This window comes from Kitasatospora griseola, from assembly GCF_014648555.1.
Lineage (GTDB): Bacteria > Actinomycetota > Actinomycetes > Streptomycetales > Streptomycetaceae > Kitasatospora > Kitasatospora griseola.
The window spans coordinates 1-13,132 of sequence record NZ_BMRI01000038.1 but is presented as its reverse complement, the minus strand read 5'-3'; the positions used below and the strand labels follow the sequence as shown (position 1 = coordinate 13,132).

9 protein-coding genes are annotated in these 13,132 nt (G+C 75.0%); 4 read left to right on the top strand and 5 right to left on the bottom strand.

Annotated features, from left to right (window positions below; all coding sequences use genetic code 11):
- A partial coding sequence (locus IEZ12_RS40200) for a SpaA isopeptide-forming pilin-related protein (protein ID WP_268250286.1) occupies positions 1-2,208 on the top strand: 2,208 nt, incomplete at its 5' end.
- 85 nt (positions 2,209-2,293) lie between these two features.
- Here the strand turns inward: IEZ12_RS40200 and IEZ12_RS31520 are convergent.
- The gene (locus tag IEZ12_RS31520) at positions 2,294-3,364 is read right to left on the bottom strand and encodes a mechanosensitive ion channel family protein (RefSeq protein WP_100589661.1); all 1,071 of its coding nucleotides are present in this window, start codon (positions 3,362-3,364) and stop codon (positions 2,294-2,296) included.
- 309 nt (positions 3,365-3,673) lie between these two features.
- On the opposite strand from IEZ12_RS31520, the gene IEZ12_RS31515 reads away from it, so the two are divergent.
- Positions 3,674-4,291: an HNH endonuclease gene (locus tag IEZ12_RS31515; RefSeq protein WP_043909950.1), complete on the top strand. Its 618-nt coding sequence runs from the start codon at positions 3,674-3,676 to the stop codon at positions 4,289-4,291.
- Positions 4,292-4,381: 90 nt separating this feature from the next.
- Here the strand turns inward: IEZ12_RS31515 and IEZ12_RS31510 are convergent, their stop codons facing one another.
- Positions 4,382-8,194 carry a glycoside hydrolase family 84 protein gene (locus IEZ12_RS31510; protein WP_268250285.1) on the bottom strand — a complete coding sequence of 1,271 codons (3,813 nt, stop codon included), beginning with the start codon at positions 8,192-8,194 and terminating at the stop codon, positions 4,382-4,384.
- A 403-nt stretch (positions 8,195-8,597) separates the two neighbouring features.
- Here IEZ12_RS31510 and malQ point away from each other — a divergent pair, with 403 nt between their 5' ends.
- Both malQ and psbW read left to right on the top strand, forming a co-directional pair.
- Positions 8,598-10,721, top strand: coding sequence for a 4-alpha-glucanotransferase (malQ, locus tag IEZ12_RS31505; protein ID WP_189276934.1), 2,124 nt, complete (start codon positions 8,598-8,600; stop codon positions 10,719-10,721).
- 21 nt (positions 10,722-10,742) lie between these two features.
- Complete coding sequence (gene psbW / locus IEZ12_RS31500; protein ID WP_083462161.1) at positions 10,743-10,961, top strand: photosystem II reaction center protein PsbW; 219 nt, start codon at positions 10,743-10,745, stop codon at positions 10,959-10,961.
- Between the two features lie 102 nt (positions 10,962-11,063).
- Here the strand turns inward: psbW and IEZ12_RS31495 are convergent, their stop codons facing one another.
- The 3 genes from IEZ12_RS31495 to IEZ12_RS31485 all read right to left on the bottom strand — a co-directional run bounded on the left by IEZ12_RS31495 (position 11,064) and on the right by IEZ12_RS31485 (position 13,042).
- Positions 11,064-11,783 (bottom strand): alpha/beta hydrolase, encoded by a 720-nt coding sequence (locus IEZ12_RS31495; RefSeq protein ID WP_229848391.1) that lies wholly within the window; start codon positions 11,781-11,783, stop codon positions 11,064-11,066.
- Positions 11,784-11,870: 87 nt separating this feature from the next.
- A complete protein-coding gene (locus IEZ12_RS31490) occupies positions 11,871-12,557 on the bottom strand; it encodes an FAD:protein FMN transferase (RefSeq protein ID WP_189277000.1) in 687 nt (228 codons plus the stop codon).
- A 23-nt stretch (positions 12,558-12,580) separates the two neighbouring features.
- Positions 12,581-13,042, bottom strand: a complete 462-nt coding sequence (locus IEZ12_RS31485) for an FMN-binding protein (protein WP_189276932.1) — start codon at positions 13,040-13,042, stop codon at positions 12,581-12,583.
- Positions 13,043-13,132: the final 90 nt, after the last annotated feature.

Here is a 13,132-nt window from a genome sequence, read left to right as displayed (position 1 = left end):
ACGCTGACGACCGGTCTGTGGAACCCGGCCGACTACTGCCAGCAGAACGCCCCGCTGGCCACCGCCTGCCAGCCCGCCACCAGAGAACCGGCCGACCGGCACACCCTGGTGAGCCTCCCGTACCGGACCCGTAAGTCGGCCGACGCCTCCGGGCAGGTGACCGACCTGGCGACCGGCGCGCAGACCGGCACGGTGTTCGGTCTGGCCTGGAACCGGGACGACCGGCGGCTGTTCAGTTCCGCGCAGGCCAAGTCCGGTACCGGTTACGGCCCGGGCGGGCCGGGCGCGATCTACGTCACCGACCCGGAGACGAAGGCGACCGCACTGTTCACCACCGTCCCCGGCGCCGGCGCCACCGCGCACGCGGGCGACGATGCAGGCTTCATCGCGGCGCCGGGCAAGGAGAGTCTCGGCGGGCTGAAGCTCAGCGAGGACGGCCGTGACCTGTACGTGGTCAACCTCCACGACCGGAAGCTGTACCGGTACGACGCCACGGCGAAGACGGTGGAGAAGCCCAAGGCCGTGTACGCCGTTCGGACGCCGGACTGCCCGTCGGCGGACGACTGGCGGCCGTTCGGCCTCGGCATGCAGGACGGTGTCGGGTACGTCGGCGGCGTCTGCTCCGGCCAGTCCACCCAGAAGACCGAGGACCTGCGGGCGATCGTGCTGCCGTTCGACCCGGCCACCGGGAAGTTCGGTACAGCTGTGCTCGACCAGCCGCTCGACTACCCGCGCCAGCCGTCCTACTTCCGGGCCGCCGACCCGCTCTGCCGGGGTGCGGGCTGGTATCCGTGGACCGACGTCTGGCCGGCCGGCGAAGGCGGGAAGCCGTGCGGCGGGGCCGGGTTCGCCAAGCCCGAACCGGTGCTCGGCGAGATCGGCTTCGAGACCGACGGTTCGATGCTGCTGGCCTTCCGCGACCGGGCCGCCGACCGTGTCTCCGGCGCGAACCTGACGGCCCCGGTCTGGGCCAACGGTGACCTGGACAAGGCCTGCAAGTCCGGTGGCACGTACGTGATGGACGTCAACGGCGGCTGCGGCCTCGGCCCGCGCGGCACCAAGTTCTTCGACTCCCACCGGGTCACCCTCAACGGCGTCACCTACCACCCGAACGCCGCCTACGCGGGCCTGGCGCTCTCCAAGGTGGAGACCTCCATCGCCGCCGCCGGCGTCGACCCGGACGACACCACCTACGGCTACGGCCCGCTCTTCACCCTGCGCGACGGCACCGTGGACCCCGGTGCGGGGGTGCGCCTGAACCCGCTCAACCAGCGTGCGGCCTTCGGCAAGGGCACCTCGATGGGCGACCTCGAAGTGCTCTGCGACCGTGCCCCGCTGCAGATCGGCAACCGCGTCTGGTACGACCCGGAGCGCTCCGGTCAGCAGCTCCCGCAGCAGAAGTCGGCCGCCGGAGTGACCGTCAACCTGTACGACGCGGACGGCAAGAAGGTCGGCACGGCGAAGACCACCGAGCGCGGTGAGTACTACTTCGACGACACCAACGTCACCGGCGGTCTGAAGCCGAACACCGCCTACACCGTCCGCCTCGACAACCCGGCCGACTACGCGAAGGGCGGCCCGCTGTACCACTGGCTGCCGGCCAAGGCCGACGCCCACGGGCAGTTCGCGGAGCGGGCGTTGACCACCGGCGGTCCGGGGCAGAACGACCACGGCTTCGACTTCGGGTTCACGCCCCAGCAGGGCGAGTTGCGCCTGGTGAAGAACGACCAGGACGGCAAGCCGCTGCCGGGGGCCGTTTTCCAGCTGTGGCGGGAGTCGAACGGCACCGAGGGGCTGCAGCAGGACAAGGACACCAAGGTCGGCGAGCCCTGCACCACCGGTGGGGACGGCACCTGCGCCGCGACCGTCGACCAGGGCACGTACTACTGGCAGGAGGTCACCCCGCCCAAGGGCTACCAGACCCCTGAGCAGCCGGTCCTCGGCCCGGTCGTGTTGGACGACGAGCACCTGGCGGACGGTGTCACCACCACCGCCGTCAACAAGCTGCTCCCCCCGCCGCCCACCACCCCGGCACCCACCCCGCCGGCGACGCCGAGGCCCACCCAGGCCCCGACGCAGCCGTCGGGCGGCAGCCTGGCCTTCACCGGCACGGACGACACCGCCCTCAGGTACACCCTGGTCGGCGGAGTGGCGCTGCTGGCGGCCGGCGCCGGCGTGCTGATCGCCGTGCGGAGGCGTCGCGCCTGACGCCGGTCGAGCCTGACGCCGTGACAGCGACGGCCGGGGCCCCGGGAGTTCGAACTCCCGGGGCCCCGGCCGTCGGTGCGTCGCGTTACGGCTGGGTCGGTATCGGCTTGGCCGCCAGCGAGCGCGCCGAGCTGGGGTCGGACAGCGCGGACGGCGGCAGGATCTCGGGCGCGGCGGCCTGCGCGGGGACGGCGGCCGGGGCCTCCTCCTTGAGCTTGACGCCGGCCAGGTCGAACGCGGCCTTGATGCGCAGCCGCAGCGCGCGGGAGACCTGCGCGGACTTGCCGGGCGTGCAGCGGGCCTCGATCCGCAGCTCCAACGAGTCGACGGCCACCGACTCGACGCCGAGGACCTTGACCCGGCCCCAGATCAGCTCGTCGTAGGGGGCTTCCTTGGAGAGCTGCTCGGCGGCCTCGGTGATCAGCAGCTCGACCCGCTCCAGGTCCTCCTTGTAGCCGACCTGGACGTCCACCGAGGCGGTGCCCCAGCCCTGGCTCATGTTGGCGATCCGCTTGACCTCGCCGTTGCGGATGTACCAGATCTCGCCGCCGGAGCCGCGCAGCTTGGTGACCCGCAGGCCGACCTCCAGCACGGTGCCGGTGGCGACGCCGGTGTCGATCTCGTCGCCGACGCCGTACTGGTCCTCCATGATCATGAAGACGCCGGAGAGGAAGTCGGTGACCAGGTTGCGGGCGCCGAAACCGATCGCCACACCGGCGACACCGGCGGAGGCCAGCAGCGGGGCCAGGTCCACGCCGAGCACCGACAGGGCCATCAGCGAGGCGGTGCCGAGGATGCTGAAGGACGCCACCGAGCGCAGCACCGAGCCGATCGCCTCGGAACGCTGCTGGCGGCGCTCGGTGTTGACGACGCCGCTGTTGGCCAGCAGCCCGCCGATCACGCCGTGGTCGTTGTCGGCCTCGGCGGGGCGGCCCATCCGGGCGACCAGCTTGTCGATGACCTTGCGGACCACCGCCCGCAGTATCAGCGCGAGCAGCATGATGAAGACGATCCGCAGCCCGTCGATCAGCCAGCCCTGCCAGTTGTCGTCGAGCCAGCTGGCGGCCTGCCGGGTGGAGTCGGTCACCTCGGCGGCGCTGGTGGGCAGGTTGAAGGTCGGCGTGGCGGCGTCGGGGGGAGTGTCGTCGGCGAGCATCGCCCCACTCTAGGGCCTGGCCATCGGGGCCCCGCGACCTCGTTCACCCGCCCGGACGGCCGGTCGGACCGGTTCCGGCCACCGTCCGCACCGCCCCGGCCACGGTGGGTGCAGGAGGGTCCCGAGCTGGGCATACCGCCTATGGGCGGTCGCGCAAGATCCACCCTGCGCCGGTGGCCCGTTCACAGAGAAATGGTGGCGTCGTACGAGGGCGTAAGGCGACACTGAGGGAGATCGCGTCCCGCAAGGGGCACGATCGCCCGCTCGACTCGGCGCGAGCCACGCGCCGCAGGCGTCCAAGGAGGCCCCGTGCCGCATGTCCTTGTCCTCAACGCGTCGTACGAGCCACTCGGTGTCGTCTCGATGCGACGCGCACTCATCCTGGTCCTCAATCACAAGGCGATCGCCTTGGAGGACGCGGGAACCACTCTGCACAGCGCCACCAGCGCCGTTCCGGCGCCGTCCGTCGTCAAACTGACCCGTTTCGTGCGGGTTCCCTACCGAGGCCCCGTGCCGCTCACCCGGCGCGCGCTGTTCGCCCGCGACCACGGGCGATGCGTGTACTGCGGGGCCGCCGCCACCAGCGTCGACCACGTGATCCCGCGCAGTCGGGGCGGTCAGCACCGCTGGGACAACGTGGTGGCGGCCTGCCGCCGCTGCAACCACACCAAGGCCGACCGGCACCTCGCCGACCTCGGCTGGCGGATGAAGCGCCCCCCGGCCGCGCCCAGCGGCCTGGCCTGGCGGGTCATCGGCACCGGGATCAAGGACCCCCGCTGGCGGCCCTACCTGGAGCCGTACGGCGGCCTCGACCAGTTCCGGGACTTCGAACACCACGACCATACGGAGCTGCCGCCCGCCGTTCCGTCCCCGGTCCGCACCCGTTCCGTCCGCCGCGGCGAGCAGCACGCTCCGCTCTCCGCCTGACCAGACAAGGGCCTGCCCGACACGACATTCGGTACGCCTCATGGGCCGCCGGCGCACCCCGCAGCGGGAGCGTCGGCGGCCCGCCGCGTGTCAGGGGGCCTGGACGCCGTACAGCTCGACGGCGGACAGCGTGTACCCGTAGCGGCCGGCCCGGCTGACGCCCTGCACCCGCAGGTACTGCGCGTCCTGGGCGTCGAAGCGGACCGTCTCGGTGCCGCCCTGCCCGTTCTCCACCACCGCCGCGGTGGTCCACGACACCCCGTCGGACGAGGTCTCCAGCCGGTACCGGGAGGCGTACGCGTCGCCCCAGCGCAGCACCGCCGTGCCCAGCCGGGCGGTCTGCGGCAGCCGCAGCTGCACCCAGGCGTCGTCCTTCGCGGGGGCCGTCCAGGAGGTCTTCGGGTCGCCGTCGGCGATCGCCGCCGCCGGGGTCTTCCCGCTGTCGTCGCCCGAGGAGGAGGCGGTGGCGGAACGGGCCAGGTCCGGGCCGCCGGTCGGCGGGACCACGTGCACCTGGAGCTCCTGGCGGACCGTCAGGCCGCCCGCCGTGAACACCACCGGCACCCGGTAGGTGCCGGACGGGGTGTCGGCGGCCGCCGAGACCTGCACCGGGGCGGTGGCCCGGCCGCCGCGCGGCACCGTCACGGTCGGGGCCGGTGTCACCGTCAGGCCCTTGGCGACCGCCGGGACCTCCGCCGTCAGCCGGCCGGTCAGCGCGTCCGCCCGGCCCGACTCCACGGTGGCCCGGGTCTGCGCCGGGGCGGCGGCGCCCGCCACCACGTCCAGCGTCGGATCGGCCAGCGTCACCCGGGCCGCGGGGACGTCCGCGTACCAGGGGATCACCTGGTTGACCACCGGGGCCTCGCCGCCGGGACGCCACACCAGGCGGATCGAGTCCACCGGGGCGCCGTCGGCGCGCAGCTCGTTGTAGCCGGGGTGGACCGGCCCGAGGTCGACCCAGGCGCCGTCCGGGTGGCGCACCTGCGCGGTCGCCTCGGCGCGCACCGTCGGGTCGGTCAGCACCGTCAGCCGGTCCAGCGGGCGGGCCGCGCCCAGCTCCACGGTCAGCGGGGCGCCGCCCGCGGCGGGCGGGGCCGCCGCCCGGAACGCCGAGTCCGGGTCGCCCGACAGCACCGCGCCCGGCGAGGAGCCGGGCACCGCGGGCGGGCCGCTCACCTCGGCGTCCACCACGCCCGGGGCGCCGGCGGTGAACTCGCGCACCGCGACCGCGGTCTTCTGCCCGCCGGTGGCGCGCAGCCGCACCGCCTTGGCGACCGCGCCCGCCGGGGCGTTCGCGATCACCACCCGCTGGTCGTGCACCGTCGCCAGCTGCTGCCAGCCGCCCGAGCCGCTGAAGTACTCCAGCACCCCGTCGCGCAGGTAGTCGTCGGTGGCCGACGCCGCGTCGGGGTCGTCGCCCCGCCCGCCCATCAGCACCGTCACGGTGCCCAACGGCTTCGCGGTGCCGAGGTCCAGGCCGAAGCTGTCGCCGACCTGCGGCGGCGCCGCCGACCAGTAGAAGGTCTGCGCGGAGCCGTCCGCCATCAGCGCCGGGCCGTGGTCGTGCGCGGTGCCCATGGTGGTGGTCGGGGAGGCGCCGGCGGTGATGCCCGCCCAGGTGTCGGCGGCCTTCACCGCCCGGTCCAGGAACGGGTCCAGCACGCCCTTGCCGACCGTCACCGGGTTCTGCTCCAGCACCGACCGCTGCCGGCCCAGCTCCAGCCGGGCCTGCCAGGCCGCCGCGCCGTCGCCGGCGTGCTGCGCGGTCAGCATGTCCAGCGCGGCCCGGCCGGCCCTGCCGTACGCCGAGAGCCGGGCCAGCCACGGCGCGGCGTCCGCGCCCAGCGGGTCGGCGGCCAGCGCCCTCGGGGCGTCCGCCATCACCGTGAACGCGTCGCGCAGCGGCTGCGCCGCCTCCCGCAGCTTCCCCTGGTCGACCGCCCCGCCCGAGGCCGGCTCCGCGGCCGCCCAGAACCGTTCCACCAGTGGCGCCAGGTACGCCGACTCCTTGCCGCCGAGCGCCGAGGACGCGCTGTTGCCGGCCAGCGCGGCCACCGCGGCCTGCTGCGCCGGGCCGGCGGTCAGCAGCCGCAGCGCCGAGGACAGCGACTGCTCCGGCTGGTACCCGGCCGGCTGCCAGCCGAAGTCCGCGGCGGTGGCCAGCGGGATCCGGGACGCCACCGGCTGGCTCATCGCCGAGGTCAGCAGCACCGCGGAGCGCTGCGCCACCTCGGCGTCCCGGCCGCCGTAGCCGCCCAGGAACAGCCGGTCCGGCGCCGAGTCGTTCACCGGGTAGTTGTCCAGCGTCACCAGCGGGCGGTGGAACAGGCCTGCGGTGTCGGCGAGTTGGCCGGCCGTCACCTGCTTGGCGATCGCCGCGCCGCCGCTCCACACCACCTGCACCTCGGCGGGCAGCGCCGCCGCCAGCGCCGACCGGTACGGCGTCGCGCCCTGCTTCTGGAACTCCGTCGGCATCACCGCCAGCGGCGCCAGCTCCGGGTGCGGCGCCACCAGCCGCTTCTGCACCGCGGCCGCCACCGCGGCCTGCGCCTTCGCCGCCGCCGCCGGGCCGGTGCCGAACTTCCGGCGGTCCGCGCCGCAGTGCCACTCGTCGTAGGAGACGTTCGCGAAGTCCAGCTGGAAAGCCCGGAAGCCCAGCTGGCGCAGCCCGTCGAGCTTGGCGACCAGCGCGTCCAGGTCCTTGCCCGAGGAGAAGCAGAACGACTGCCCCGGGTTCACCGCGTACGCCAGCGTCACGTGGTTGTCCCGGGCCCGGCCCGCCAGATCCGTCAACTCCCGTACCTGATCGGCCGGGTAGGGCTCGCGCCAGCGCCTGGAGCGGTACGGGTCGCCGCCCGGCGCGTACAGGAAGAAGTTCTGCTTGGTGCGGCCCAGGAAGTCCATCGCCGCCAGCCGCTGCGCGGCGCTCCACGGCTCCCCGTAGAACGACTCGGCGGTGCCGCGCACCGGCGCGCCGCTCGGCCAGTCCCGTACCAGCACGCCCGGGAAGCCCTTGTCGCCCACCGCGCCCTGGCCCTGGCCCGGACCGATCGGGGACAGCAGCTGCGCCAGGCTCTGCGTCGCGTAGAACGTGCCCTCGCCGTCGACGCCCGCCAGCACCACCGCGCCGTACGCGCCGCCCGCGGTGGGCAGCTGACCCGTCGCCAGCAGGTGGCCGCCGGACGGCAGGCCCGCCAGCGGCGGCACCTCGGTGTCCTTCAGGCCGGCCGCCACCGCGAGGGCGCGCAGCGCCCGGTCGGTCGCGCCGCCCGCGCCTTCGTGCGGGCCGCCCACGAACACCACCAGCGACCCCGCCGCCGGCGTCGCGGGGGCCTCCGGCACGGTCGCCACCTCGGTCGCGCCGGCCCGGTGCAGCAGCGTGCGCACCGCGTCCACCGCCGGGCCGTCCGCGCCGTCCGCCAGCACCACCGTCACCTGCCGGGGCACCGCCACCGGCCGGCCGCCCGGCCGCAGCTGCTGCGGGCGCGGGAACACCTGCGGGTCCGCCAGCGAGCCCAGCGGCAGCGACGCCTCCGCCGCGCCCGGGACGTCCGCCTCCGCGGACACCGCCCGGCGGTCGCCCGGCTCCGCCGCGAAGCTCTGCGCGGGGATCAGCAGCCCGCCGACCACGGCCGCCGCCGACAGCGTCGCCGCCAGCCGCAGCGCGCTGCCGCGCCGCCCCGCCCGCCGTTCGGCGCGCACCGAGGCCAGCAGCGGGTCCGTGCCCTTGATGTCGGCGATGAACCGGTCCGCGGCGCGCGGTGCGAGTTGACGGGCCGTCCGGGCCGCCGTCCGGCGCGCCGTCAGCGCCGCCGGGTGGTACAGCACCTCGCGCAGCGCCGTGCTCTGCTCCAACTGCTGCCGCAGTCGACGTCCTGCCGCCACCGACACCCGCGCCTGCACCGGAGCCTCCTCGCCCTGAACGCCCAGTTCACCGGCCCCCCGGCCCGCCCCGGCCCCCCGCGGCCATCCGGCCCGACCAGCCCATCAGCTCTCCGCGTCCCTGTCAACGCCCCTGGCAGCTATGTCCGTTATCGCACGATATTGCTGCGCTTTCGAACGTCCGGACGACACCGCGCGGATGACGGGGCGACACCTGGGGGCCGAGGGCCCGCGTGGCCGAGCCGGTCCTGCCGCGCCGGGGCGCCCGGCAACCCGGCGACGGGACGTTCACCCGTCCGGCGCGGGCCCGGGGCCGTGTCGATCGGGGTCGGCGGACAGGTGCGCGGGTAGGACTGTGGCTGTTGGCGTTCGGGAGTCCGAGGACGGAGTGCGCTGAGTGGCCGCATACCTTGACCGTGAGCAGATGGGGACCGAGCAGGTGCCGGCGGAGGACAACCCGCCCGCGCCACCGGAACTGCTGGCGCTGGCCCACGCGTACGGGGTGGACACCGAGTACGACGCCGGGGCCGGGCCGGTCCAGGTCTCGCCGCGGACCCTCGGCGCCGTGCTCGCCGCACTGGGCGTGGACGCGGGGACGCCCGAGCTCGCCGCCGAAGCGCTGGAGCGGCACCGCGCCGAACAGGCCCGGCGGCTGCTGCCGCCCACCGTGGTCGCCTGGCAGGGCCGACGCACCGCGCTCGACCTGCCGGCGGACGCCGAAGTGCGGCTGGAACTGGAGGACGGCGGCTCCTGGGAGCTCGCCCACGACCACTCCTGGTGGCTGCCGGAGGACGTCCCGCTCGGCCGGCACGCCCTGCACGTGACGGCGGGCGAACGGACCGGCCGCGCCGCGCTGATCGTCGCCCCGCCGCGCATCCCCGAACCGCGGCAGCGCAGTTGGGGCTTCCTCGCCCAGCTGTACTCGGTGCTGAGCGACCGGTCCTGGGGCATGGGCGACCTCGCCGACCTCGCCGAACTCGCCCAGTGGGCGGGCGCCGAACTCGGCGCCGGCTTCCTGCAGATCAACCCGCTGCACGCGGGCATGCCCGGCGCGCCCTCCGACCCGTCCCCCTACCGCCCGTCCTCCCGCCGCTTCGCCGACCCGGTGCACCTGCGGATCGAGGCGATCCCCGAGTACACCCGGCGCGAGGAGGTCCGCGACCTGGCCCGCCGGGCCCGGCTGCTGCGCGAGGAAGTGCTGGAACACGACGCGCTGATCGACCGCGACGCGGTCTGGTCGCTCAAGCGGCAGGCGCTGGAACTGCTGCACACCGTGCCGCGCGGCGTCGGCCGGGAAGCCGCGTACCGGGCGTTCGTCCGCCGGGAGGGACAGTGGCTGGAACGGTACGCGGTGTGGAACGCGCTGGCGGAGGTGCACGGCGCCGCCTGGCACTCCTGGCCGAAGGGCCTGCGCCACCCGTCCAACCCCCAAGTGGCGGCCGAGAAAGCCGTGTTGACGGACCGGATCGAGTTCCACCGCTGGCTGGCCTGGCTGGTCGACGACCAACTGCACGCCGCCCAGCGGGCCGCCGCCGACGCCGGCATGCCGCTCGGCCTGATCCACGACCTCGCCGTCGGCGTCCACCCCGACGGCGCGGACGCCTGGATCCTGCAGGACGTCCTCGCCACCGGCATCTCCACCGGCGCCCCGCCCGACGCCTTCAACGCCCACGGCCAGGACTGGGGCCTGCCCCCGTGGCGCCCCGACGCCCTCGCCGAGACCGGCTACGCCCCCTACGCCGAACTGCTGCGGGCCGCCGCCCGGCACGCCGGCGCGATCCGGATCGACCACGTGATGGGCCTGTTCCGGCTCTGGTGGGTGCCCGTCGGCGCACGACCCACCGAAGGCGCCTACGTCCGCTACGACGCCGAGGCGATGCTCGCCGTCCTCGCCCTGGAAGCCCACCGGGCCGGCACCGCCGTCATCGGCGAGGACCTCGGCACCGTCGAACCCGGCGTCCGCGAACGGCTCGCCGAACACGGCGTGCTCGGCACCTCCGTGCTCTGGTTCGAACGCGACTGGCACGCCGACGGCGCCGTCCTGCCCCCCGAACGCTGGCGGGCCGGCTGCCTCGCCACCCTCACCACCCACGACCTGCCGAGCACCGCCGCCCGCCTCACCGGCGACCACGTCGCCCTCCGCCACCAGCTCGGCCTGCTGGCCCGCCCCCTCGCCGAGGAGCAGCAGGCCGCCGCCGCCGAACTCGCCGACTGGCAGCGCGAACTCGTCCGCCTCGGCCTGCTCCCCGACGGCGCGCCCGTCACCCCCGAGGCCCTGTACGCCTACCTGCTCGCCACCCCCGCCCGCCTGGTCGGCGTCTGGCTGCCCGACACCGTCCGCGACCCCCGCCCGCAGAACCTCCCCGGCACCTGGGACCAGTACCCCAACTGGCGCCTCCCGGTCGCCGACGCCACCGGAACCCCCCGCACCCTCGACCGCATCGCCACCGCCCCCGGCACCGCCGCGCTCGCCGCAACCCTCGCCCCGCTCAGCACTCTGACGGCGGGACACGCCGACAGGCGCACCCCGCCGGGCGAGCCGCTGTAGGGGGCCGGTACCTTGGGAAACGTGGACAAGAGGAACGCAATGCGCGCCGGTGCGGTCACCGCGGCGGCCACGCTGATGATGCTGATGTCGTCGCCCGCCATGGCGCTCGTACGCGACGACGGCGACGACCCGGGCGCCGGCCTGAGCGTCGGCCAGACCCTGGGCCTGTTTGTCGCCCTCCCGATCGTCTCCTTCCTGGTGATCGCGGGCCTCTGCATGATCCCGGGTCGGAAGAAGTAACCCTCCGGGTCCCCGGACCCGAACGGCGACTGCCGGGGCAGCCGAAACCCACCGTTTTCGGCCACCCCGGCAGTCGCCGTCGTTTCTTCCCCGCAGCGCCGCTCACCGGTCGCCGGAATGCCGCGCCGCGAGCGCCAGCACCTCGGCGGTCCGCGACCCCGCCTCGACGGCATGACGGGCGGTGCTCGGCAGACAGCGGGCGCGCTCGGGGACGAACTCGGTCAGCACGACACCGGCGTGATCCGTGTCGACCTCGTCGAGCGACACCGGCCGCCCGCGCTCCCGCAGCGCCGTGTGCAACTCGCGCGAACGCGCGACCGGCACCACCGGATCGGCGGTGCCGTGCACCAGCCACACCGGCACCGGCGGCAGCGGGTCGTCCCGGCGGACGTCGTCGATCGGCACGGTGCCGGTGGACGGCGCCGACGACCCGTACGCGCCGGCGATCCCCACCGCGGCATGCGGCCGCCAACCGCCGAACGCCGCCGGATTCAGCGCCGCACCCACCGCGGCCTTGCCGCCCAGCGACCAGCCGGCGAGCACGATCCGCCCGGGATCCCCGCCGAAGTCGGCCACGTTCCGCCGTGCGAAGACGACCGACTCCCACAGCTGCGCCCGCCCGCCGTCCGGAGCGTCCGGACGCCAGTCCGGCACCAGCACCACGACGCCCAGCTCCGCCGCCGCGCGGGCCACCGGCGCGAGGACGTCCCGCTCGTCGGGGCCCCGGCCGTGCCAGAGCAGCACCGCCGGCGCCGGTCCCGACGTGCCCGCGGGCCGGTGGACGTCCATGAGCCTGCCGTCCGCCCCGTAACCGACGATCACCGCTGCGCCCCCGACCCCTCGTGCACCATGAACGGCGCCACGCTACCGGGGCGGTCCGCGCGCCGGACGGCGAGGGCGGACGGTCCGTCAGGGGAAGTCCGGCGTCCGCTCGCGGGTCCCGTCGGGGTGGACGGCGAGGGCCGGGATGCCGCGGGCGGTGAGCCAGGGCAGGGGATCGGGCCTGGCGAAGGCCGCGGTGGCGAGGGCGTCGAGGCGGGCCAGGCGGGGGCCGACCAGGGTGAGGGAGGCGAGGGCGGTGGCGGGGCGGCCGGTGTGGGGGTCGAGGATGTGGGGGCCCCGTTCGGCGGTGCCGGAGGTGGCGACGGCGAGGTCGTGGCCGGTGACGACGTGGGCGACCGCGCCGGGGCGGTGCGGGTCGGCGATGCCGATGCGCCAGGGGCCGCCGGCGGTCTGGACGTCGCCGCCGCCGCTGACGCAGTGCTGGACGGAGCCGGCGTCGCGCAGCGCCCGGGAGGCCTCCTCGACGGCCCAGCCCTTGACCCAGCCGCTCGGGTCGAGGCGTCCGCCGGGTGTCGCGGTGAAGTAGCCGTCGGTCTCGGCGGCGAGCTCCGCGCAGCGCTCCAGCACCCACCGGACCTCGGGGTCGCAGGCGGCGAGTTCGAGCTCGCCGCGTCCCAGCCGGCTGATCTCGCTCTCCGGCCGGTACGGCGAGAACACCTCGTCGATCCGGTGCAGGCGGGCGACGATCCGGGCGAGGGCGTCGGCGGTGCCCGGGCCGGGGTCGCGGACGGTGAAGGAGAAGACCGTCCCCATCACGTGTTCGACGTGACCGGCGGTCACTTCTTCGCCGCCCGGTCGAGCGCGCTCTGCAGCGACCGGGTGTAGCCGTCGCTGGTGTAGGTGGCGCCGGAGACCACGTCGATGTGCGCGTTCTGCGCGGCCATCGCCTCCTGGTTGAGCTCCGGGACGGCGTAGCTGTTGATCTCCTGGTCGCGGCGGTCCCGGTTGGGGTACTGGATCACGTCGATCCTGCTGATCGTGCTGCCGTCGAACGTCACCCGGACCTGCACCGGCCCGTACCGGGTGTTGACGGCATTGCCGGTGACGGTCCGGGTGCCGCCGGAAGCGGCCGTCGAGGAAGCGGACGGGGAGGGCGTCGGGCCGGCGCTGCTCTTCGGGGCGCCGGCGACCGGGGACGAGGAGATGGCGGCCGCGGTGGACGGGTCGTGCGGCTTCAGGGAGAGCAGCAGGACGACCCCGGCGGCGGTCGCGGAGGCGGTGATGACGGCTCGGCGCATGGCGGTGGGGGCTCCTAGATGATTGATGCCAAGGGTTAGTGGTCGTAGGCGGTCAGCGAGCGCTTGACGGGTTGGCCGGTGTGGTCGTTG